This is a genomic window from Mucilaginibacter sp. 14171R-50, from assembly GCF_010093045.1.
Taxonomy (GTDB): Bacteria; Bacteroidota; Bacteroidia; order Sphingobacteriales; family Sphingobacteriaceae; genus Mucilaginibacter.
In genome coordinates this window covers 4,242,689-4,265,653 of the sequence record NZ_CP048115.1, presented here as the reverse complement: position 1 = coordinate 4,265,653, position 22,965 = coordinate 4,242,689, and the positions used below count along the sequence as shown (strand labels likewise).

The following is a 22,965-nucleotide window of genomic DNA, read 5'->3' as shown; positions in this document are numbered from 1 at the left end:
ACCTAAGATAAATGAAACTTAAAAACCTTGCCTGTGCAGCCGCTTGTTTGCTTTTTTGCCTGCCGGGTGTGGCCCAGCAACAAAATAAATTTACACCAAAGCCCGCTGTGTTGGCAATTATTAAAAAGGACTTAGCTGTTGCCGATGCCCAATATAAAGTGCTGGCCGGCAAGTTAAATGCAGAGGAGTTCCCCAAAACCTATCACCCGGAAACCGGTAAACAGGAAAACAGTGGTTCGGGGTGGTGGTGCAGCGGTTTTTACCCCGGCACACTTTTAAACCTCTACGAAGAGATACCCGGCAAGTTCCTTATAGACGAGGCAGACCGCATGCTGGCATTATTGGCAAAAGAGCAATATAACACCCACACGCACGACCTGGGTTTTATGATGTATTGCAGCTTTGGTACAGCAAACAGGTTAAACCCAACGCCGCAGTATAAACAGATATTGATAAATAGCGCCAAATCCCTGTCAACCCGCTTTAACCCTAAGGTAGGGGCCATTAAATCGTGGGATAGCAAGCCATCTGATTTTTTGGTGATCATTGATAATATGATGAACCTCGAACTGCTGTTTTGGGCTACCAGGGTGACCGGCGATTCCAGCTATTATAAAATAGCGGTAACGCATGCCAATACAACCATCAAAAACCATTACCGGCCGGATTATAGCTCGTACCACGTAATAAACTACAACCCCGAAACAGGCGCCGTGCAGGAAAAGAAAACCGCACAGGGCTTTGCAAACGAATCGGCGTGGGCAAGGGGGCAGGTGTGGGGCTTGTATGGCTTTACCGTAATGTACCGCGAAACCGGCGACAAAAAATACCTCGACCAGGCTAATAATATTGCCAAATTTATACTGGATAACCCTAACCTCCCTGCAGATAAAATACCCTACTGGGATTTTAACGCGCCCAATATCCCAAATGCGCTGCGCGATGCATCTGCCGGGGCAATTATGGCTTCGGCTTTGTTAGAGCTTTGCAAATACACCAATAAAGCCGATGGACGGCGATATTTTAATACGGCCGAATCGGTTATTAAAACGTTATCATCATCGCACTACCGTGCCGCTATTGGTACCAACGGCGGTTTTATATTAAAGCATAGCGTTGGCCATTTCCCGGCCGGTACAGAAATAGATGTACCGCTCACTTATGCCGATTACTATTTTGTAGAAGCCATGAAAAGGTATAAGGTATTTGCCCGGAAATAATTATCTTCAGTTATAACTAAACTTAAATAGTAATATGGGTAAAGGGCGTTTAGAAGCGTTTAGCGACGGGGTTTTAGCGATTATAATCACCATAATGGTATTGGAGCTTAAAGTGCCGCATGATGCCAGTTGGGAAGCATTACAGCATCTTGGCCCCGTGTTTTTGAGCTATGTGCTAAGTTTTGTATATGTTGGCATTTACTGGAATAACCACCATCATATGCTGCACGCGGCTAAATCTGTTAATGGCGCGGTGTTATGGGCTAATATGTTTCTGCTGTTCTGGCTGTCGTTAATACCGTTTGTAACCGCATGGATGGGCGAAAACCATTTTGCTCAGGTGCCGGTTATTTGTTACGGGGTAGTGCTGGTAATGAATTCGATAGCATATTTGATATTGATGAAATTGCTGATAAAACTTCACGGAGAAAACTCTGTATTGGCCAGGGCTGTAGGCAGCGATACAAAGGGGAAAATTTCCACCGGAATATATGCAGCCGCCATAGTGGTTTCATTCATCCACTCGTGGATAGCGTTTGGCATGTACTTTATCGTAGCCCTCATCTGGCTTATTCCGGATTCGCGCATCGAGCGTAGATTAGCCGACAGTAGCGGCGATCAACAAGTTAGCTAAGCTCTTTCATCAACTTATCAAACGCTTCTTTCAGTTCGGCCAGTTCGATTTCAACTTTGCTTAAGCGTTCTTCCAGTTCTGATGTTGATGCCCGGCGCGATGGCTCGTCCTGCGTATCATCCTCAATAACAGTACCGCCCAGCAGGTGACGATAGCGCGCTTCTTTTTGACCCGGGCGCTTCGGTAACTGCAATACATAGGGCATATCGCCGCCGGCAAGTTTATCTAACATAGCGGTTACTTCGTCAAGGTCCTCAAACTCGTACAGCCTGCCCGAGTTGGTATTGATCTCGCCCGGGGTTTGGGGTCCGCGCAGTATTAGCAGGCATATTACCGCCACTTCTGATGGCACTACCGGGAAAACGATGCCGAAGTTATGCTTGTACTTGGTAGCCCTGCTGCTGCCGCCGGTAGCGGTTGATATCAACCCTTTGCGTTTTAAAGTATCCAGCGCCAGCATTACGGTGTTCTCGTCATAATCAACCACAGGTCTGCGGGCGGTTTTTTGGTTGCAGGCGGCGGTGAGGCCATTAAGCGTCATAGGGTAGTAGTCGGGCGTGGTTTTGCTTTTTTCCATCAGCGACCCAAGCACCCTCAATTCAATATCTTTTAAAACAGGCAAAGTTTGCGGCGTATCCATGCACAAATATAACAAGTGGTTTTAAACTGTGGGTATAGTGTTTATCTTCGCCGTAGTATGACAATTAGCATTTTAGGTTGCGGATGGTATGGTATGGCGCTGGCAAAGTCGCTTATAGCTAAAGGTGTAGCGGTTAACGGCTCTACCACATCGCCGGGGAAGCTGGCAATGCTAAAAGCCGAAGGCATTATGCCATTCATTATCGACTTGTCGGCAGATAATACTGGCTTCAGCCCTGAGTTTTTTAACTGCGATGTTTTGATCATCGCTATCCCACCAAAAAGCCGTTCGGGTGAAGGGGGGGAGTACGTACCTAAACTAAAGCGTGTTATTGATGCCATCCATCACTATGCTGTTAAAAAGGTTATCCTTATCAGTTCTACTGGGGTGTATTCGGAACAAAATACAGAACTTGACGAATTTGCTGACCCAATGCCCAACACGCCGTCAGGTAAAATACTTTATGATGCCGAGGAACTGTTCAGGAACCAAACCGGCTTAAAAACCACCATTATACGCTTTGGCGGCCTGGTTGGCCCCGGCCGCGACCCGGGCAGGTTCTTTGCGGGGAAAAAGGACATTCCCAACGGACTGGCACCTGTAAATATGATACACCAGGACGATTGCGTGGGGCTTACCCTTGCGGTAATTAATAAAGATGCTTTTGGGTACACGCTAAATGCCTGTACACCGCACCATCCGCCAAAATTTGCGTTTTACACCCAGGCGGCCGCCCGGTATGGCTTAGAGCAACCGGAGTTTCTCGCCGAACTTAAAGAATGGAAGATAATATCCGGTGTAACTACCAGCAAAGTATTAGGGTATGATTTCCGGATAAAAAACTGGTTCGACTGGCTGGCTTAACCGTAAAATACTACATATTTTATATTTTAGCGATACCATGTCACAATACAGCATCCCACTAAAATACCGCAGGATGGAGAACCTGCACATCGTTTTCTGGCTTTTTAAAGATATTGGCTGGTGCCTTATCTGGAAACCGCTGGGCATTATCATGATATTCCCAACGTTGATCATATCAATCGTCATTGCCTATCGAACCAAAGAAATGATGTCTGAACTTTGCCACAACCTGGCCATCACTTTTTGGATAAGCGCCAATTCCTACTGGATGATCAGCGAGTTTATGAAGTTTGATGCCCTGCAGGTTTACGACTGGCTAACCTATAAGCATCTGGCTTTGATACCTTTTTTAATGGGTGTGCTTTGCCTGGTTTATTATTACGCTATTTGGCACCCAAGGCATCCTAATGAAATAGAGACGATGTAGTTTTGGTTTATGAGGATAATATAGCCTCGTGATATCGTAAGGTGAGTTTTGGCCGTGGCGACACAGTTTTGTCACCTAAATAATCAAATACCTGATTATCAAGCGTTCACGTGTATTCACGGTGTTCACGTGCGCCGAACGTGAACACTTGCTCCATGTGAGATCGGATGGCCCTCCGGCTAAACGATATTCAACGGGTTTTTCTTGGCGTACGCTATCTTAAACTCAAACATTTCGGCCATTTTACCGGCCCTCCACTTGGCTTCGTCAGCCTTTTCACCGGTGAACAGTTCGTCAACAGTGTTTGAGAACAGTGCCAGCCAATGAGCAAAGTGCTGATGATCTACCGGTAATTTTGCATGAGGCGGAAAAGGGCTCCCAAAATAAGTGTGCTCGCTCAATAATACAGTTTGCCAAAAGCGGTACATTTTTTCAAGATGTTCCGGCCATCTGCCTTCAATACGCTCGTTAAATATTGGCCCTATCAAATCATCTGCCTGTACGCGTTGATAAAAGGTATCAACAAGCAGCTTAATATCATCAATGGTCAATATTTCTGTTTGGGCTTGCATACTGTAAAGTTAAGTAATAACATAAAGCGCTGCGTGGCCAAAAAGTCCGGAAAATGTAAAGTTTACTATCCTATGCAGTCGATCGGCTCCAGCCGAGTGACCCTTATTATAAGGCCTCCGGCCGCATAAAGCTATGATCGGCGGCAAGATGCCGCCAAATATTCGTCACTCGGCTGGGAGCCGGGCGACTGCGGTATAACGTTACGGTCGGCGGCAAAAAATATCTACAGCTTCTTTATCTCAACATTCCTGAACCACACATCGGCGCCATGGTCCTGTAAAGCTATACGGCCTTTTTTGTAAGTACCAAAGCCGGGCCATTCTTTAAATTTGCTGCCGGCCACCAGTTTTTTCCAGTTATCATCCCATAGGGTGGTCGATAGTACTTTTTCATCGTTCACCAGGATATCCAGTTTACCGTTGTTAGCGATCACTTCGGTTTTATTCCACTCGCCGGCTGGTTTAACTACATCTTTTGATATTGATATCAGGTCGTACAGGTCTCCCGCACGATGCTTGATCAGCTTGCCGTCTTCGTTTTCCTTGTTATCGGCAATCTGGGTTTCGGGGCCGGTTTGCCACGGGTACTGGTATTTGGCGGTATCTTCATGCACATAAAACATAATGCCGCTATTTCCCGCGCGCGATATTTTCCACTCAACCTTCAGGTCAAAGTTTTCGTACTCCTCATTCGTTACAATATCGCCGCCATCGGCGCTTTGCCAGTCGGCTTTTTTAGACGCATCAAGGTGCAATACGCCGTCCTTTAGTTTCCATGCCTTACCCACGGTAGCCTTGCCGTAAGCATGCCAGTTGCTCATGGTCGAATCCTGCAGTAGTGCGGTGTAATCGGTTGTAGTGCTGTCGTTGCGGACGGTGGTGGTATCAGCAGCGTTATCGGCCTTTTTAACCGATGAATTACAGGCGGCTATGGTTACAGCGCCGGCAAGCAGCAAAAAGTTTATTTTTTTCATATTTAAGTTGATATCGATTATAAATTTCCTTGTTTTATTTCGTTCGCGGCAAAAGTTGCAGCCCGGGCAGTTAGCGCCATGTACAATATCGACGGGCTTTGGTTGCCGGTGCTGGTCATGCAGGCGCCATCGGTAACAAATACATTTTTACAGGCATGCAATTGATTGTTAGCGTTTAACATCGATGTTTTTGGATCCTTACCCATGCGTACGCCCCCCATTTCGTGTATGTCAAGTCCCGGTGCTTGTTTGTTGTTATATTTGCGGATGTTTTTAACGCCCGCTTTTTCCAGCATTTCGGCGGTTTGCGTTAAAAAGTCTTCAATCATCAACTCATCATTAGGGTGATACTCTACCGAAGTAACCAGCAACGGAATACCCCATTGATCTTTTTCTGTTTCGCTAAGGCGTACGTGGTTGCTCTCAACCGGTACGGTTTCCCCTTGCAGGTAAGCAAATACGTGCCAGCCGCCTGGTTCGCACAGGGCGTCTTTATATTGGGCTCCTACCTGTCCTGCATCGGTATCGTTAGGGTGCTGATCGCGGTAGGCGTTCATGAATGTAGTGTAACCGCCATAAAAGTTGGTATCGCGTTTATGCAAATTGCGGAAATTAACCAGTATTAGGTCGGTGGGGTTACGGCCATAGTAATATTTATCCAGGTACCCATCTAAAGTGCCCGAAACTGATGCCCGGTAGTTGTGGAACGCGATGTATTTGCCCAGCACGCCGCTATCGTTACCCAATCCATTAGGGAAACGCTTAGACTTTGAGTTGAGCAATATCAAATTAGTATTTAAGGCCGATGCATTCAGGAAGATAACTTTTGCGTGAAAATCGATGGTTTCCTTGGTATTGGCATCGATGATGCGCACGCCTGTAGCCTTCCCAAGTTTTTCGTCATAAATAACCGAATGCACTACCGAATGCGGACGGATAGTGAGGTTGCCGGTTTTTTCGGCCCAGGGCAGGGTAGATGAGTTTGAACTGAAGTACCCACCGAACGGACAGCCGCGCATGCACATGTTACGCGCCTGGCATTTGCCGCGGCCCTGGTCAAGGTGTACCTGTTTAGGGTCTGTTAAATGCGCCCAGCGGGCATGTACCAGGTGGCGGTCGGTGTAGTTATCTTTCAGGGTTTGTTTGATGTGCTGCAGCGGTACATTCATTTCAAACGGGGTTTGAAATTCGCCGTCGGGCATAGCCTCCAGGCCGTCCTTGTTACCGCAGATGCCGATAAATTTTTCGACGTGCGAGTACCAAGGCGCAACATCTTTATAGCCAATGGGCCAGCCAATGCCATAACCAAAACGCTCGGGTGCAGTAAATTCAAATTCGCTCCAGCGCTGCGTTGCACGCCCCCAGGTAAGCGATTTGCCGCCAACCTGGTAGCCGCGTATCCAGTCGAAAGGTTTTTCCTGCACGTATGGGTGGTCGGCGTCCTTCACAAAAAAGTGATCGCAGTCGTCGCCGTAGCCCGCTGCCTTGGTGATGAGCGGGTTCTCTTTGTATTGTTTAAGGCTGACGCGCCCCCTGTACGGAAAACCCCAGGGCGGGGTGGTGGCGGTTGGGTAATCTTTAAGGTGTTTTACATCGCGGCCACGCTCTAAAACAAGGGTTTTCATCCCCTGCTCGCAAAGCTCTTTGGCAGCCCAGCCGCCGCTGATACCCGAACCAATAACAATAGCATCGAAAGCGTTCGCGGCAGTATTGCCCGGATTAGAATTTTCAGAATTTACCGACATGAAGTTTATAATAATTGGTAGCTTAAAGATGCGAAAATTATTGGTGAAAGAAAAGCTTTTTCGTGGTTGTTAGCGTGATGTCAACAACCACGAAATAAGAAAGGGTTTTGCGATTCCCTCCCAACGGGAGGGCGCAGGGAGGGGTTTAATAAAGCGGACTAAACCCCTCCCTGCCACTACACCGCCAGCCGCACCCCTCCCCAAGGAGGAATTTGTTTTTTTGCCGTCCCTTTTTTGCCCTTGTTGGTGTTGTCACCAACAAGCCGCCATGCAGCCGGAAATCTACCGGTAACCGTTTTGATGTTGTTGGTGACAACACCAACAACGGCGGGGAACAACGACAGAGTAGGCTATTGCTCAGAAAAATAACTTGCTAAAGCCGCTATCCCCGGGCTTTCGCCGGTGTTCATGTAAATATTTGAGGTAGCATTGGCCAGTATCAGGCATTCACCGGTAGCTAAGCCAAGCAACTTACCCATGCAATACCCGGCGTTAAAGTTATCCCCCGCGCCGGTAGATATTTTTGGATCGGCTATAAAAGCAGGCTCGGCTACATAGGTACCGTCGCCATCCCAGGCTACAGAAATTTTGGCGTTATGAATGATGAGCGTATCGATAGCAAGCGTCGTAAAAAGCTTATTGCCAACGGCCTGCAGGTCGGCAGGAGGGGTATCGGTTATCAGCGTTTTATAAAGGATATTTGCTTCGTTGCGGTTTAGGCTTAGTGTGGCTTTACCATATGTGCCAAATTGTTCGATGAGTTTTATGGCCGATGATATAGCCTCGTGGCTTCGTTTGGAGCAATCTGAAAGATCAAAAAAGAAGTGTTTCTGACCGGATAATATGCCCGGTAAAATATCCGTAAGCAGGCCGTGCCACATGCTGTTGCTGTGGTCCAGCTCGCTCCAGTTAACCAGGCAAACAAGATCAGCAGTGCCGAATATCGCCTTAAGGTTCGCCAGCCCAACCGTTTGTTTAATGATAAGCCAATCGGCGTGGTTCAGGTCGGTCATTTGCGCCAGCATGATCTTGCCGTCGGTAAACTCCATAGCTGTAGTAAAACCAGGATTGGTATAGCTATATAACATGCAATTAGCATGCATACCTGCGAAGGCGGGCGCCACATGTGGTACCCCGAAGGCGCCTACACAATTTACACTCGTCCCCATACCAGCCATGGCATTGACCATAATAGGCATATTGCCGCCCAGTTTTTGCACCAGTTCCTCGCTTTCCAGGCTAAAGCCCGAACCGCTTTTACTGCTTATATAACTACCAAACTCGCCAATGGTGCGAAAAAATACGGTGCCTGCATTGTCGGTTTTATAATTAACCACCTTGACGATCGAATCTACAAAGCCATCAAAGCCTGCGGCTACCTTTTTGCCGGCCAGTAATTCAGGGGCGTTTTGCAGCGCCTCTTGTATTTGCCTTATCTTTTCACTCATACTACGACGCGTGTTCCAGTTGCGATGCGGCATCTTTATCAAGCAACACTATGGCATTGGGCAGTTTTTGCAGGATAGATGCCGGTACTTCGGTGCTTACTGTTCCCTGCAGGCTTTCGGCAATAATGCCAGCCTTTTTCTCGCCAGATGCGATCAGTACCGCCTTGCCTGCTTCTGAAAGGTGCCTTAAACCCAGCGTTATCCCTTCGGTCAACACTGTTTCTTTATCAAAATACTTTTGTCCAACTTGTACGGTTACCGAATCAAGTGCCGAGCGGTGGGCATACAGGTCAAAGGGTGTGCCGGGCTCGTTCAAGCCCAGGTGACCATTCATTCCAATACCCACCATCATGATATCCAGCCCGCCTTTGCTGCTGATGAAGTTGTTGATGCGTTCGCATTCGGCATCCAGATCGGCAGCCTTGGCATCAAACAAGGTAACATTGGTTAGTTTGGTATTCAGCTTATCAAAAAAGTTTGTTTTAAGGTAATATTTGCAGCTGCCCTGGTCGGTCTCGTCCATACCAACCCACTCGTCGAGCCCTATGAAAAAACATTGGCTCAGATCGATCTTGCCTTCGTTAGCCCATTCAACCAGATATTTTAACGTACCGGTAGGCGAATCGCCCGAAGGGAAACACACTACGGATGCAGGTTTTTCTGCTAATTGCTGCGCAACCAGTTCGGCTGCTGCTCTCGACATATCGTCGTAAGTCTCGTATACTGAAATTTTCATATTATTCTTGTTTGGGATTAAGCCAAAGGTCAATGGGGCGGTCAACTTTTGGGGTAAAAGGCAGGCTTATCTTTTTGCCTTGCCCGGCAGATGCATAAGCAGCATATAGTATCTCTAACACCGCGCGGCCATCTTCGCCGGTTACCAGCGGGGTTTTATTTTCGCGTACACATTCTATAAAGTGTTTCAATTCGTGCGGGTAGCCCTGGTTATACACTTCCTCAAAAATAGTAAAGCTCCACCCGGCAGAAGTATCGGCTTTTTCCATCGCGTAACCATAGCCTTCGCGACTATAAGTAAGCGCCGAGTTGCCCATAAACAGGTCGGCATAAATAACACCGCCCTTGCCGTATATCTCGCAGCGGTCGTCCATGCCGCCATGTTTGGCCCAGCTATCCTCGGCAACGCAGGTAACGCCGTTCTCAAACTCTACTATCACCACTGCGTTATCTTCGCCTTTGGTGCGGCCGGTATGGTAAACGGTGTTCATGGTTGCATAAACGTCTTTCACTTTTGCGTTGCCAAGCATCCAGCGAAACCAGCCCATAGCGTGGCAGCCCATATCCATCAGTACGCCGCCACCCGCCAGGTTTATATCGTAAAACCAATCGGTATGCGGGCCTGAGTGTTTTTCGGCTTGTTTAAGCATGTATACTTCGCCAACGGCGCCTTCCTTAACTACCTGCCGGGCGCGCTCGTATTTTGGCGCGAAGCAAAGCTCTTCGGCATACATCAGTTTTACGTCATTGGCTTTGCAGGCGGCTATCATTTCGTCGGCCTCTTCTAAAGTAACGGCCAGCGGCTTTTCAATAATAACGTGCTTGCCCGCATTAGCGGCTTTAATAGTGTTAACGGCATGGAGGTAATTAGGTACGCAAATATCTACCACCTGGCAATCGGTTTCGGCAAGCAGTTTATCCACCTCATCAAAATATGCGGGGATGTGGTGTTTTTCGGCAAATGCCTTTGCCTTATCAAGGTTACGGGCATATACAGCCACGATCTCGGCCTCGGGTATAAAACGATGGTATGATTCTACGTGGATGTCTGATATAAATCCGGCACCCAGGATGGCCACTTTAGTTTTGGTCATGGTTTATAATGGATATTAGTTTGTTAGCTGAAAAGATTTTTCTAATTTGATATTGTTTGATGCACCGCCTATCATCAGTTTAAATTCGCCGGGCTGGGTAATCAGTTCCAGGTTGTCGTTGTAAAAGACCAGTTTTTCTTTGTCGATCGTAAAGCTGATATGTTTTGTTTCGCCGGGGGCAAGCATCACTTTTTTAAAACCCTTTAACTCTTTTACCGGCCTTAAAGGGCGGGCCACCATATCGCGTATATAAAGCTGCGCTATCTCTTCGCCGGCCACCGTACCGGTGTTTTGGAGATCGAACGATACCGTCAGGCTTTCGTTCTTTTTAATGGCGGTTTTACTGATGCTGATATTACTGTATGCGAAGGTAGTATAGCTTAAGCCGTAACCAAAAGCATATTGCGGCGTGTTAGGCAGATCGATATACGACGAGCGATAGAACGTATCGTTATCGCCCTGCGCGGGCCTGCCGGTATTAAGATGGTTATAATAGATAGGGATCTGGCCCTCGCTGCGCGGAAAGGTGATAGGCAGCTTGCCCGCCGGGTTGTAGTTGCCAAACAGCACATCGGCTACCGCGTTACCCATCTGGCTGCCCAGCCACCAGGTATAAACAATGGCGGGGGCGTGGTCGGCCGTCCAGTTAAATATCATGGGCCTGCCTGCCATTAACAGCACCACAACAGGTTTGCCGGTAGCCACCACGGCCTTTATCAGATCTTCCTGCACCCCGGGGATGTGGATATCAGCCTTGCTGCGCGCCTCGCCGGTCATAAAAATATCTTCGCCCACGGCCATCACTACCACATCGGCTTTTTTGGCGGCTTCAACGGCCTCTTTAAAATCGGTAGCTACGCTATCCTTTATCTTGCAGCCTTCGGCGTAATAAATTTTGGCACCGGGCACTTGTTTCTGGACGCCTTCATATATGTTAACCACGTTGTCGTTAGGGTCAACATCGGTAGACCACGCGCCTTTCAGGTACCATTTCTCTTTAACCAGGGGACCTATTAGGGCAATGCTCTGTATGTTTTTAGATATTGGTAAGATGTTTTTTTCGTTCTTTAAGAGGACGATACTTTTGCGTCCCATATCCCTTGCAGCTTCGATGTTTTCCGGCCGGTTCATGGTAGCCTTTTCGCGGGCCGGGTTAATAAATTTATACGGATCATCAAACAAACCCATCTCAAACTTTTTGGTAAGGATGCGCCTAACTGCCTCGTTAACCAGGCTGATGCTCACTCTGCCATCCCTAACCAGCTTGGCCAGGTTGCCAATGTAAGCCCGGCTTTCCATATCCATATCGTTGCCTGCCTTTATGGCAACCTCGGCAGCCTCGTAATTATCCTTTACAAAGCCATGCGGTATCATCTCGCCAACCGAGTTCCAATCGCTTACTACAAAGCCCTTAAAGCCCCATTTGCCTTTTAGTATATCGCGCTGAAGGTAGCTACTGCCGGTGGCGGGTGTGCCGTTCAGGTCGTTAAACGAGTTCATGAACGTGGCGGCACCTGCATCTAAAGCCGCTTTAAACGGGGGTAGGTAAGTTTCCCAGAGCGTGCGCCTGCTCATGTCAACGCTGTTATAATCCCTGCCGCCAATGGCAGCGCCATACGCCGCGAAGTGTTTTACGCAAGCCATCACGGCATCTATATTGCCCAATCCCTTTCCCTGAAAACCTTTTACACGCGCCGCGGCTATCAACGAGCCAAGATATGTGTCCTCTCCGGCACCTTCCATTACACGGCCCCAGCGCGGGTCGCGGGCAATATCAACCATAGGCGCAAACGTCCAGTGGATGCCTGCCGCGGCGGCTTCTGTAGCGGCAACACGCGCCGAACGCTCCATGGCGGCTATATCCCAGCTCGCGGCTTCGGCCAGCGGGATAGGGAAGGTAATGCTGTAACCATGGATCACATCCTGCCCAAAAAGCAAGGGTATCTTAAGCCGCGACTGCATAGCCGCTTCCTGGAAAGCGCGGGTGTGGTTGGTGCCCATAATATTAAGTACAGAACCTACTTTACCCTGTTTTATCTCTTCTAACTTGTTGCCCACATCCTTAGTGATCGGTCCCGTTGCTTCCCAGTCGCCATTTAGCTGGTTCATCTGTCCAACTTTTTCCTCAAGGGTCATTTTGGCCAGCAATGCCTCAACCTTTGCGGCAATTGTTTTTTGCTGCGCGAAGCAAGACACGATGTTGAAAAGCACAACAAAACCAATAAAAAATGCTTTAAATTTCTTCATATTTTTAAAGATATTTCATCTTTTTGAGGTATGCCACCCAAACTACGTAAGCCTCGGGTTTAAGGTGCAGGCCCTCAAAGGTGTATTTGGCATCCAGCCGGTTTTGCGCATCTGTAAACAGCGGCTGCAAATTAATGTAAGTATATCCCAAACTTGCCGCTTGTGCCTTTAGCATGGCATTCACCCGTGGGATGTGCTCGCCCTTATCGTAATGCTGCGGGAAGTTTTTAATGGTAGGGTTTATAGGTAAAACGCTTTCCACATATATTTGGGTAACCGGGCTTTTAGCCTTCACCTGTTTTATGATCTTAAAATAATTATAGGCGATAACCGAGTCGGGGATATCTTTGCCAATATCATTTATACCCAAAAGGATGAACAGTTTTTTGGGCTGGCGGTTGATGATATCGTCCAGGCGTTTAAGTACCCCGTAAGTAATATCGCCGCCGATGCCTCGGTTTATTACGGTGGTATCGTTCAGCAGCTTTGCCCAGTTGCCCATTTCGGTAATACTGTTGCCTAAAAATATAATGCCGCCCTGTGTGATGGGTTCTTTTTTAAAAACTTCCAGCCGCTCCGTAGTATGGTCGGGGATAAAGGGGATGGTATCAAACAGGTTTTGGTTCGATGGCCGGGTTTGCGCATGTGCAAAAGCAGGCAGCAATAAAAGCAGCAATAGGTACTTCTTCATTAGTTTATGTTGGTGGTTAAAAATACAATAATTGTGTGAACCGGGGCTAAACGGATTGCCGCGATCGATAAGATTTTTTTAACTATGGTCACGCGCCTCAACATCCACAAATCCTAAAATCTGTCAATCCGGGTCAAAACACAATCCATTTGCTAAACGTTATTCGCTTAACAGTAACCAATATGGAATCAATAACCGTAATTGTAGAAACGCCTAAGGGAAGCGGCCTTAAGTATGATTATGAGCCGAAATTAAAAGCCTTTAAGCTAAAAAAGGTGTTGCCTGCGGGAATGGTCTTCCCTTTCGACTTTGGGTTTATCCCGGATACCAGGGGAGACGATGGCGATCCGCTGGATGTGGTGGTTATAGCTGAGCAGGGTACCTTTACCGGTTGTTATGTAGATTGTCGAATTATTGGCGCTATAAAAGCCAGCCATACTGAACGTGATGGCAGTACTATGCGTAACGACCGCTACCTGGCCGTGCCGGAGGTATCAAACCTGTTTAAGGATGTTAGCTCGCTGATGCAATTGCCTGATGCTATCCTAACGCAGCTGGAAAGCTTTTTCGCGAACTATAATGAACTGGCCGGCAAAAAATTTGAAGTGATAGAAAGGGTGGGGGCAGAGGAAGCTTATCAAACGATAAAGGGCTAAACTCTTTACAAATAATAAACAATCTTAAATACAATAATGTTGCATTTGTGATTATATTTGCAGCATGATATCACGGTTAAAAGCAATAAAGCTGGATAATGTGGGCATGACGGCCTCTACGCTTTGTGCTATACATTGCGCGGCGGTGCCTGTATTTTTTACCAGTCTGCCTTTAATTGGGCTGGGGTTTTTGGCCAACCCATGGGTGGAGTGGATCATGATCATTATTGCCTTGGTGGTAGGTATATCGTCCATTGGTACATCTTATTTTAAAGAGCATCACCGTGTTTTGCCGCTGTTGCTCATGCTTGCGGGCTTTGTCACCATTATTATCGGCCATTTGTTTATCACCGGCTGGGCAGAGGCTATTGTGGTTCCGGCGGGCGGATTTACCATAGCGGCGGCGCATTTTATCAATTATAAATACGCGGGCACCTGCAATGCCGGCGATAGCTTTTTCCACCTGAAGCACGGTCATGATCACGGCAAAAACAAAACTGTTTAGTGGTTTTTTATAAATTTGAAACAAAATGGCACAAGTAAAAAATAATTACCAGTTTGAGGATATGCTGCAAAAGCATAACCTAAAAAAAACCGCGCCAAGGTTAAGGGTGTTGTCTATGATGTATTCAAAAAATACGGCCACCTCGCAGCCTGACCTGGAAAGCGTGATGAACGATATTGACCGTGTAACGCTTTACCGTATATTAAACGTGTTTGAAGAAAAGGGCATTATTCATAAAGTGTTCGATTTGAACGGAACGGCAAACTATGCTGTTTGCCACTCAGATTGCCAGGAGAACCACCACCACGACGAGCACCTGCACTTTAATTGTACCCTATGCAAAAATGTGTACTGTATAAACGAGCTGAACATGCCGCATTTAACCCTGCCTGCGGGTTTTCAGGCGCAGGGCTTTACCCTTTATGCATCGGGCCTATGCCCTAAGTGCAGTAAAAAGGGCGCGGTTAAAATAAACTAACTTATTGCAACTACATTGCTTTTTTTGCTGCTCCATCAGGCGGCTTTTTTAATCCGATATTCTATGGAAACCCGCGAAATAATTACCATCACCATTGTATTAGCCGCCTTATTTGCCTACATCAATCACCGATTTATTAAGTGGCCCCCTACCATTGGGATTATGGCCTTATCGCTTATATCATCGGTATTACTTGTTTTATTAGGAAATTCCCGGTCCCTGCTTTCAGAAAAAGCAATACAATTGGCCAACTCGGTAGATTTTCAGGATGTACTGATGAACTTTATGCTGAGCTTTTTACTTTTTGCGGGAGCTATTCATATAGATGCCGGTAAGTTGAAAAAAGAACGCTGGCCGGTATTGCTGCTGGCAACGATCGGGATTTTGATATCGACTGCCTTAGTAGGCGTGATGACATGGGGTTTGTTTCAGCTGTTTGCCCTGCCCATTCCGTTTATTTATTGCCTGCTGTTTGGCGCATTAATATCTCCAACCGACCCGATAGCCGTAATGGGGATATTGAAGCAAGCCAGGATACCATCCTCACTGGAAATAAAGATAGCCGGAGAATCACTTTTTAATGATGGGGTTGCCGTAGTGATCTTTATCAGCATTGCGCAGATAGCCCGCTCTGTAGGCGGTGATTTTTCAGCGGCCGACGTTGGCAAACTTTTTTTACAAGAGGCTGTTGGTGGATTAGTGTTTGGCGCATTGCTCGGTTACCTGGGTTTTCTGGCGCTACGGTCTATCGATGATTATAAAGTAGAGGTTTTGCTTACGCTCGCCCTTGTTATGGGCGGATATACGCTGGCATCTCACCTGCATGTTTCAGGGCCATTGGCGATGGTAGTGGCAGGTATTATTACCGGTAACAAAGCAAAAGAGGAAGGCATGTCTGATGAAACGCGTGATTACCTCGATAAATTCTGGCATATGATAGATGAAATATTAAATGCGGTGCTGTTTCTGTTTATCGGCCTGGAGATGCTTATCATAAAGATCAATTCAACAGTGATGATCATTGGGGGGATCACCATTTTGATCGTGCTGTTAGCACGCTGGCTTTCGGTTGTTTTCCCGGTAATGCTGCTTCGGTATAAGATCAAATTCGAGAATAACGCCATCGCTATTTTAACATGGGGCGGTTTAAGGGGCGGTATTTCCGTTGCGCTGGCGCTCTCTCTCGGCAGTAACATGTACCGAGACGAATTTGTACTTATAACCTATATTGTTGTAGTGTTTTCGATACTGGTTCAAGGGTTAACAATAGGCAAGCTGGCACAAAAGCTACAGGCAAAAAGCGTGAAATAATTATGAGTGATTTTTTACACCGCATCAGATATTTTCTTACCCATAGGTTTAACCTGCAGGAGGATAAGGCTGAGGAGCAGGATATTATTTCATCTATACGTAAGAATATAGATTTTCGCGGTGCAAACCTTTGGGCGCTGATCTTTGCCATATTTATCGCTTCTATAGGGCTAAATGTAAATTCTACCGCTGTTATTATTGGCGCTATGCTAGTTTCGCCAATAATGGGGCCGGTAATGGGTATTGGCCTGGGGGTGGGCATCAATGATCTTGAAATGGTTAAAAAGGGCGGGAAAAACCTGCTGGTAGCAACCATCATTAGTATTATTACTTCCACTATTTACTTTTCTATAACCCCGCTTCACGACGCGCAATCTGAATTGCTTGCCCGCACCTCGCCGTCTATTTGGGACGTATTTATTGCACTATTTGGTGGTATGGCCGGAATGGTAGCTGCTTCAAGGAAAGAAAAAAACAACGTTATACCAGGTGTTGCAATAGCTACAGCCTTAATGCCACCTTTATGTACAGCGGGATTTGGGCTTGCCATGGGCAACTGGTATTTCTTCCTGGGGGCTATCTATCTTTACTTTATTAACAGCGTATTTATCGCTATTGCCACTTTTTTAATGACCAGGTATCTAAAAATGCGCAAAAAAGCGTTTGACGACCCCGGGGCGGAAAAGAGAGTAACAAGATACGTTGTGATAATAGTTTTGGTAACCTTATTACCGAGTATTTATATGGCTTACCGCATTGTAAATAAAAGCATATTTGAAAATAACGCGCGCAGATTTGTAGAGCAGGAGTTTGATTTCAAAAATACACAGGTGGTTTCTAAGTCATTTACCTATACGGCCAAGCAACAAAAAATCGACCTGCTGCTGATAGGTGCCGTGCTTAAAAAACCTGTTACAGATTCTCTGAGGCACCTGATGAAAAAGTATCGCCTGCAAAATGTGCAGTTAAATATCAGGCAGGGGCTAAATGCAAAACAGGAGCTTGATCTTTCCCAGATCAAAGCAAGCATACTTGAAGATGTTTACAGTACAAAGTTAACAACCGATACTGTTAAAGTGCCACAAAGAAAAATCAATTTAGACAGTTCGGTACTTACAGAAATAAAAGCGCTTTACCCGGCGGTACAATCTTTTGGCGTAAGTAAAATTGCTGTATTACGCCCCGATACAACATTGGTAGATACGCAGAAGGTTGCCCTGGTGCGTTTTGCAAAACCGCTAAACAAACCGGATGTTGTGAAGTTGCAAACGTGGTTGCAAAAGCGTTACCAGTCGCCACAACTAAAACTAATTTCGCAATAGCCCGATTATGGCAGGTAACTTTGCTTACTGTTAAGAAAATAAAATATTGTAGCTGTTAAGCTTTAGTGAGATATTTTAGTCACTATAAAGTATTAGCTTATTATTTTTGCAGGCTAATACGTAGGTAGTTAAATTAGCGTTCCCTGATTATATAAATGAATAAAAAATATTTCGGCCCGGTATTTACTGTTGGCATTTTATGTTTCTATATGCTGCTTTGTTCGTTTACGCCTGCGGCAGACACCCTTAAAAGTAGCGGCTTTAAGCTAAAAAAAATTATTATTGATGCCGGCCACGGCGGCAAAGATGCCGGTGCAAAGGGGTTGTCATCGTTAGAGAAAAACGTAGCCCTGGCCATCGCCAGGAAACTGCAAGCGGCTATACAAGCGCAAATACCCGATGTAGCTACAGTAATGACACGTTCTGACGATACTTTTATCGAGTTAAGGCGCCGCTCGGATATCGCCAACAAATCGCAGGGCAATTTATTCATATCAATTCACTGTAACTCATCTGCCGAAGGCACCGCTTACCGGGCGCGTAAGCAAAGCGGTGTTATGTTATTAGTTTATGGTTTAAAGCGCGCCGGCGAGCAGCTGGAGGCGATGCGCGAGAACGCGTCTATCCTGATAGAGCAGGACCAGCAAAAATATGAGGCGCTTGACGCCACCGACCCCGCTAATGCTATTATCCTGGATGCTTTTACCAAAAAATACCGCAAACAAAGTATCCACTTCGGCGAATTTTTAAATCAGGAATTTACCGAAACAGACGGTCGCCCTTCGATAGGCGTGCGCGAGCAAAGCCTTTACGTGCTGGCCAACAGCGCTATGCCCGCTGTACTTATCGAAACCGGTTTTATCAATAACCCTGAAGAAGAAACGTACTTGAATTCGGAAGAAGGGCAGCAACAGATCGTGCAAAGCATTATCCGCGCTATAATGGCCTATCGTGCAGCACTTACCATTCAATAAAAGGCGTCTGCCACCTTTTCTGAAGATTATGGTCCTCGAGTGGTACAAAAGTAGTTTATTGCTTAATTCCCTCCCTGGGGAGGGGTGTGTAGGTATGTGAAGTGGCAGGGAGGGGTTTATTTGCCCTGCTTACGCCAAACCCCTCCCTGCACCCTCCCGTTGGGAGGGAATCGCACAACCCAATGCTTATGTTTATTATATTATTTTCCTTATGAAAAAGGGCAGGGTGAGGTTAAACAAGTAAGTGAGGTGAGGCCTCATACAATAAGCTAATACAAATTTCACTACTTTTTTAAAACTAATAAGCATAAAAGGCATATATTAGTTAACGGCCGGCTTGCCGGCTTTTAAACCGTATATACCTGCTAATGCCTTACTATCAGCACTATTCATTTGACCTTTGGTTAACACTTATCAAATCAAACCCGCAGTTTAAGATACAACGCGCGCATTTTTTTCATCAAAATTTTAATAATACCGGTAAGTCCGTTGACGATATCGCCTTGATCTTTCGGCAGGTTGACCTGATGTGCAACGCCGTGAACGAAAAGACCGGCAAGAACATCGACGCTGATGAAATGTACCTGATGGTGATCAGCCTTATCAATGGCAATCGGTTAAATATTGATGATATCGACTATGCACAACTGCACCTGCAAATGGAGGAATTGCTGTTTACCTATCCGCCGCAGCCCTATTCAGATGTAACAATTGAAGCGCTGCAGCATCTAAAACAAAAAAGCGGGGCAACTTTTAGTTTGTTGAGCAATACAGGATACATCACCGGGAAAACTTTACGAAAGGTATTGGCACTTTACGGGCTTGATAACTATTTCGATTTTCAGCTTTACTCTGACGAGGCTGGCATGTCAAAACCAAATCACGATTTTTTTAAGCTGATGCTAAACAATATTGATATATGTAATGCCGGCAAAAATATCCCCTTAACCAATATCATTCATATAGGCGATAATGCTAAAAATGATGTAAAACCTGCTCAGGAAATTGGAATAAGCTCAATGCTTGTTAATGTAAACAGTGCCACTATATTAAGCCTTGTAAGTTAATGACAACTAACACATACTCTTTGCACCATATACACCACGACACTACTTTTGGCTTTAATGCCGACGATTATAGTCGCTTTAAATTTGGCGACGGCGCAGTATCCAAAGATTTTGGTACCGCACTGGCCGAGGGGTTTATTAACGATTACCTTGCCGATAACCCTATATCACAGCAGATAGTGGTGATTTCAAGCCCCTATTCGTTTATCCCGACGGCGACTTTTGCCATGAAGGATTGGTTTGTTTACAGCCTTAACCACTGGCTGGCCGGGCAGGGCCTGCCCGTTGTGCAGGAAACCAAGGTGCATCGTACCATTACTTATAAAGAAGACTATGGCGAACTGAATGCCGAGCAAAGGATGAACCTGATAGGTAACGATCAGTTCCATATCGATAAAGTTTTTTTACAAGGTAAAACGCTGATATTTTTGGATGATATACGCATTACCGGCAGCCACGAGCGCATGATCATGAAAATGGCTAAGGCGTATGGTTTGGATAATGATATCCACATGCTGTACTTTGCTGAACTGATTAATACGGATATTCACCCCAATGTAGAGAACTACCTGAACTACCACCAGGTGAAAACGATTTTTGACCTGGAAGGGATTATTAAAAGCATCGATTTCCGGATCAACACCCGTATAGTTAAATATATTTTGAACTATAGTTTTGATAGCTTTTGCGTGTTTATTCAAAACCAGTCGGTGCAGTTTACAGAGCAGCTTTACAATATGGCATTAGGCAACGGTTACCATACCATTGAAGCGTATGCGCAGAACCTTAACTTTATTAAAAAACTTTTACTTTTAGATAATTATAAACTAATACAATATGGCAATTAATCTTCAAAAGGGGCAGCGCGAAGCTATCGACGCTCCTAAATTTACAATAGGTTTAGGCTGGGATACCAACACATCATCAACCGGGGCGAGCTTTGACCTGGACGCATCGGTTTTTGTGATGGGCGATAATAAAAAGATATTGAGCGACGAGCATTTTGTGTTTTATAACAATTTGAAATCGCCTGATGGCGCTGTTGAGCATACCGGCGATAACCTTACCGGCGCTGGCGACGGCGATGATGAGCAGATCAAGATAGACCTGACCAGAATTGACCCGCGCGTAACCGAAATATGCGTGGTAGTAACCATACACGAAGCCGAAAGCCGCCGCCAGAACTTTGGCCAGGTACGCAATTCGTTTGTTCGCATATTTGATGCCGCTACCAATACCGATATACTGAAATACGAACTGGAAGAGGATTTCTCGATAGAAACAGCCGTTGAGTTTGGCCGCATTTACAAACGCGATAACAAATGGAAATTTGAAGCGGTGGGCGTGGGCATGAAAGGCGGCCTGCAGGATTATTTAAATAAATACAATTAAGCTGAAAGGCTAAAGCAGAAAGCTAAAAACGGAAAGAACACAAAGGGCTTTTAGCTTTAGACTTTCTGCTTTCAGCTCTTAACTAAATTAAAAAGCAATGGCAATAAATCTTCAAAAGGGGCAACGCATAAGCCTCGAAAAAAGTAACGGCAGCAAGCTGCAAAACGTTTGCGTAGGTATAAACTGGGGCGCTATAGAAAAGAAAGGTCTGTTTGGTTTCGGAGGCTCAAAAGAAGCGGTTGACCTTGATGCCAGCTGCGCTTTGTTCGACGAGAACAAGAAACTGATAGATGTGGTTTATTTTGGTAATTTAAAATCAAAAGACCAGGCAGTACGCCACAGCGGCGATGACCTTACCGGCGATATGGGCGGCGACGACGGCCTGGATAACGAGGTGATCACGCTTGATTTTTCGGCACTTAACCCTGCGGTAAAACATGTAGCTTTTGTGCTGAACAGTTTCAGGGGACAGGATTTTGGTACTATCCCTTTTGCGTCTATCCGTATTTACGAAGGCACGCCAAAGCGGGTGAACGAGATATTTGCCACCTATGATATTGCTAACGGATCGAATTTCAGGGGCCATGTATCAATGGTGATGGGAATATTTTACGTAAAAAACGACGAATGGAAATTTAACGCCATTGGCGAACCCACCAAAGACCGCAAGCTGGAAGAAACCGTTAACACGGTGATGAGGAATTATTTATAACTTAAAGCCTCACCCCAACCCCTCTCCAGAGGAGAGGGGCTTTAAGAATTTTTAGAACCCTCTCCTTTGGAGAGGGCAGGGTGAGGCCTCACATAAAAAAAACTAAAAACAATGGAAACCAACCTAACCAACGAGGGTGCGGGCCTGCCTGATTTTACGCCGCCACCTGCTACGGCGCCAAACGCTAACGCCCCGGTTAAACTTGATAAAGAAGGCAATGTTGATTTAACCAACATTACCCCTGCCGAGGTACAGAAATACAGCGAAAAAGCTAAAGACCTGAACCCGGCCGATGTAAACTCCATACTAAACTATGGTGCCGACCTGCAACAGGGGATGGAACGTTACAGCAATACTTTCCTGTCATCCGTACGTACGTTTGATGCGGGCGAGGTGGGTACGCTGATAACCGACCTGCTGCACGAGTTGAACTACATTGATGTAGATGAGCTGGAGCAAAACGCCTTTATGAGGGTGTTATCGCGTATCCCGATTATCCGCAGCCTGGTTATGGATACTAAAAAAATGTTTGCCAAATACGACCTGGTGGTGAGCAATGTAGATAAGATAGTAAATAAAATAAAGGCCGGCCGCGTAAACTCCATCAAGGATAATGCATCGCTGCAAACCATGTTCGACAGCAATGTGGACTTTATCCACCAGATGGAAGAACTGATCATAGCGGGTCAGTTAAAATATAAAGAGCTTAACGAGCAGTTAGCCGTTATGGACGGCAATCCATCGGCCTACCAGGATTATGAAATTGCCGACCTGCGCGATTATGTTAACCGCCTGGATAAACGCCTTGCCGACCTTAAAGTGGTACGCTTCATTATGTTGCAATCGCTGGCGCAGATTCGCGTAGTGCAAAACAACAACACCACCATTGCCGAAAAGGCACAGTCGATAGTATCAACCACCATCCCGGTTTGGAAAAATCAATTGACCATAGCCGTGGCATTGAACAGGCAAAAGGCCAATGTTGAGATGCAGAAGAAGATATCGGACACAACCAACACCATACTGCAAAAAAATGCCGAACTGCTTAAGCAAAACAGTATTGATGTAGCCCGCGAGAATGAAAAAACTGTGGTATCTTTGGACACTTTAAAACGTACCACACAATCGTTAATTGAAACCTTAACCGAAGTTAAGCGGATACACGACGAGGGTACACAAAACAGGAAAACGCTTAATACGGAGTTGCAAACTTTAGAGACCGAGCTCAAAAAGAATGTAACCAATACACGTTAACCG

The 22,965-nt window shown here is 46.0% G+C and carries 24 protein-coding genes; 15 read left to right on the top strand and 9 right to left on the bottom strand.

Features of this window, described 5'->3' with window-relative positions:
- Positions 1-11 precede the first annotated feature (11 nt).
- Both GWR56_RS19250 and GWR56_RS19245 read left to right on the top strand, forming a co-directional pair.
- Positions 12-1,220, top strand: coding sequence for a glycoside hydrolase family 88 protein (locus tag GWR56_RS19250; protein ID WP_162432824.1), 1,209 nt, complete (start codon positions 12-14; stop codon positions 1,218-1,220).
- Between the two features lie 34 nt (positions 1,221-1,254).
- Complete coding sequence (locus GWR56_RS19245) at positions 1,255-1,854, top strand: TMEM175 family protein (RefSeq protein WP_162432823.1); 600 nt, start codon at positions 1,255-1,257, stop codon at positions 1,852-1,854.
- On the opposite strand, the gene GWR56_RS19240 is transcribed toward GWR56_RS19245, so the two are convergent.
- Complete coding sequence (locus tag GWR56_RS19240) at positions 1,847-2,494, bottom strand: YceH family protein (protein ID WP_162432822.1); 648 nt, start codon at positions 2,492-2,494, stop codon at positions 1,847-1,849. The genes GWR56_RS19245 and GWR56_RS19240 overlap by 8 nt on opposite strands.
- 57 nt (positions 2,495-2,551) lie before the next feature.
- Between GWR56_RS19240 and GWR56_RS19235 the strand changes: the two genes are divergently transcribed.
- On the top strand, positions 2,552-3,358 hold the full coding sequence (locus GWR56_RS19235) for an SDR family oxidoreductase (RefSeq protein WP_162432821.1): 807 nt from the start codon (positions 2,552-2,554) through the stop codon (positions 3,356-3,358).
- Positions 3,359-3,395: 37 nt separating this feature from the next.
- On the top strand, positions 3,396-3,785 hold the full coding sequence (locus tag GWR56_RS19230) for a hypothetical protein (RefSeq protein ID WP_202925346.1): 390 nt from the start codon (positions 3,396-3,398) through the stop codon (positions 3,783-3,785).
- Positions 3,786-3,964: 179 nt separating this feature from the next.
- Here the strand turns inward: GWR56_RS19230 and GWR56_RS19225 are convergent, their stop codons facing one another.
- The 8 genes from GWR56_RS19225 to GWR56_RS19190 all read right to left on the bottom strand — a co-directional run bounded on the left by GWR56_RS19225 (position 3,965) and on the right by GWR56_RS19190 (position 13,291).
- A complete protein-coding gene (locus GWR56_RS19225) occupies positions 3,965-4,357 on the bottom strand; it encodes a group III truncated hemoglobin (RefSeq protein ID WP_162432820.1) in 393 nt (130 codons plus the stop codon).
- A 224-nt stretch (positions 4,358-4,581) separates the two neighbouring features.
- The gene (locus GWR56_RS19220) at positions 4,582-5,331 is read right to left on the bottom strand and encodes a DUF1080 domain-containing protein (protein WP_162432819.1); all 750 of its coding nucleotides are present in this window, start codon (positions 5,329-5,331) and stop codon (positions 4,582-4,584) included.
- Positions 5,332-5,348: 17 nt separating this feature from the next.
- Positions 5,349-7,076 carry a GMC oxidoreductase gene (locus GWR56_RS19215; protein WP_162432818.1) on the bottom strand — a complete coding sequence of 576 codons (1,728 nt, stop codon included), beginning with the start codon at positions 7,074-7,076 and terminating at the stop codon, positions 5,349-5,351.
- Between the two features lie 350 nt (positions 7,077-7,426).
- Entirely contained in the window at positions 7,427-8,524 is a 1,098-nt protein-coding gene (locus GWR56_RS19210; protein WP_162432817.1) for a PfkB family carbohydrate kinase, read from the bottom strand.
- 1 nt (position 8,525) lies between these two features.
- On the bottom strand, positions 8,526-9,260 hold the full coding sequence (locus tag GWR56_RS19205; protein WP_162432816.1) for a glucosamine-6-phosphate deaminase: 735 nt from the start codon (positions 9,258-9,260) through the stop codon (positions 8,526-8,528).
- Between the two features lies 1 nt (position 9,261).
- Positions 9,262-10,353, bottom strand: coding sequence for a Gfo/Idh/MocA family protein (locus tag GWR56_RS19200; RefSeq protein ID WP_162432815.1), 1,092 nt, complete (start codon positions 10,351-10,353; stop codon positions 9,262-9,264).
- 15 nt (positions 10,354-10,368) lie between these two features.
- Positions 10,369-12,600: a beta-glucosidase BglX gene (gene bglX, locus GWR56_RS19195; protein WP_162432814.1), complete on the bottom strand. Its 2,232-nt coding sequence runs from the start codon at positions 12,598-12,600 to the stop codon at positions 10,369-10,371.
- A 4-nt stretch (positions 12,601-12,604) separates the two neighbouring features.
- Entirely contained in the window at positions 12,605-13,291 is a 687-nt protein-coding gene (locus GWR56_RS19190) for a GDSL-type esterase/lipase family protein (RefSeq protein ID WP_162432813.1), read from the bottom strand.
- Between the two features lie 182 nt (positions 13,292-13,473).
- Between GWR56_RS19190 and GWR56_RS19185 the strand changes: the two genes are divergently transcribed.
- From GWR56_RS19185 to GWR56_RS19135, 11 genes are all read left to right on the top strand, one after another.
- Positions 13,474-13,947 carry an inorganic diphosphatase gene (locus GWR56_RS19185; RefSeq protein ID WP_162432812.1) on the top strand — a complete coding sequence of 158 codons (474 nt, stop codon included), beginning with the start codon at positions 13,474-13,476 and terminating at the stop codon, positions 13,945-13,947.
- 64 nt (positions 13,948-14,011) lie between these two features.
- Positions 14,012-14,452 (top strand): MerC domain-containing protein, encoded by a 441-nt coding sequence (locus GWR56_RS19180; protein WP_162432811.1) that lies wholly within the window; start codon positions 14,012-14,014, stop codon positions 14,450-14,452.
- Positions 14,453-14,477: 25 nt separating this feature from the next.
- Positions 14,478-14,930 carry a Fur family transcriptional regulator gene (locus GWR56_RS19175; RefSeq protein WP_162432810.1) on the top strand — a complete coding sequence of 151 codons (453 nt, stop codon included), beginning with the start codon at positions 14,478-14,480 and terminating at the stop codon, positions 14,928-14,930.
- A gap of 63 nt (positions 14,931-14,993) precedes the next feature.
- The gene (locus GWR56_RS19170; protein ID WP_162432809.1) at positions 14,994-16,241 is read left to right on the top strand and encodes a sodium:proton antiporter; all 1,248 of its coding nucleotides are present in this window, start codon (positions 14,994-14,996) and stop codon (positions 16,239-16,241) included.
- A 2-nt stretch (positions 16,242-16,243) separates the two neighbouring features.
- Positions 16,244-17,563, top strand: a complete 1,320-nt coding sequence (locus GWR56_RS19165) for a TIGR00341 family protein (RefSeq protein ID WP_162432808.1) — start codon at positions 16,244-16,246, stop codon at positions 17,561-17,563.
- Between the two features lie 155 nt (positions 17,564-17,718).
- Positions 17,719-18,537 carry an N-acetylmuramoyl-L-alanine amidase gene (locus GWR56_RS19160; protein WP_162432807.1) on the top strand — a complete coding sequence of 273 codons (819 nt, stop codon included), beginning with the start codon at positions 17,719-17,721 and terminating at the stop codon, positions 18,535-18,537.
- Positions 18,538-18,905: 368 nt separating this feature from the next.
- Entirely contained in the window at positions 18,906-19,604 is a 699-nt protein-coding gene (locus GWR56_RS19155; protein WP_162432806.1) for an HAD family hydrolase, read from the top strand.
- The gene (locus GWR56_RS19150; protein WP_162432805.1) at positions 19,604-20,452 is read left to right on the top strand and encodes a phosphoribosyltransferase family protein; all 849 of its coding nucleotides are present in this window, start codon (positions 19,604-19,606) and stop codon (positions 20,450-20,452) included. Before GWR56_RS19155 ends, GWR56_RS19150 begins: the two co-directional genes overlap by 1 nt.
- Entirely contained in the window at positions 20,442-20,996 is a 555-nt protein-coding gene (locus tag GWR56_RS19145) for a TerD family protein (protein ID WP_162432804.1), read from the top strand. Before GWR56_RS19150 ends, GWR56_RS19145 begins: the two co-directional genes overlap by 11 nt.
- 97 nt (positions 20,997-21,093) lie before the next feature.
- Complete coding sequence (locus GWR56_RS19140) at positions 21,094-21,708, top strand: TerD family protein (protein WP_162432803.1); 615 nt, start codon at positions 21,094-21,096, stop codon at positions 21,706-21,708.
- A gap of 111 nt (positions 21,709-21,819) precedes the next feature.
- Entirely contained in the window at positions 21,820-22,962 is a 1,143-nt protein-coding gene (locus GWR56_RS19135; protein ID WP_162432802.1) for a toxic anion resistance protein, read from the top strand.
- Positions 22,963-22,965: the final 3 nt, after the last annotated feature.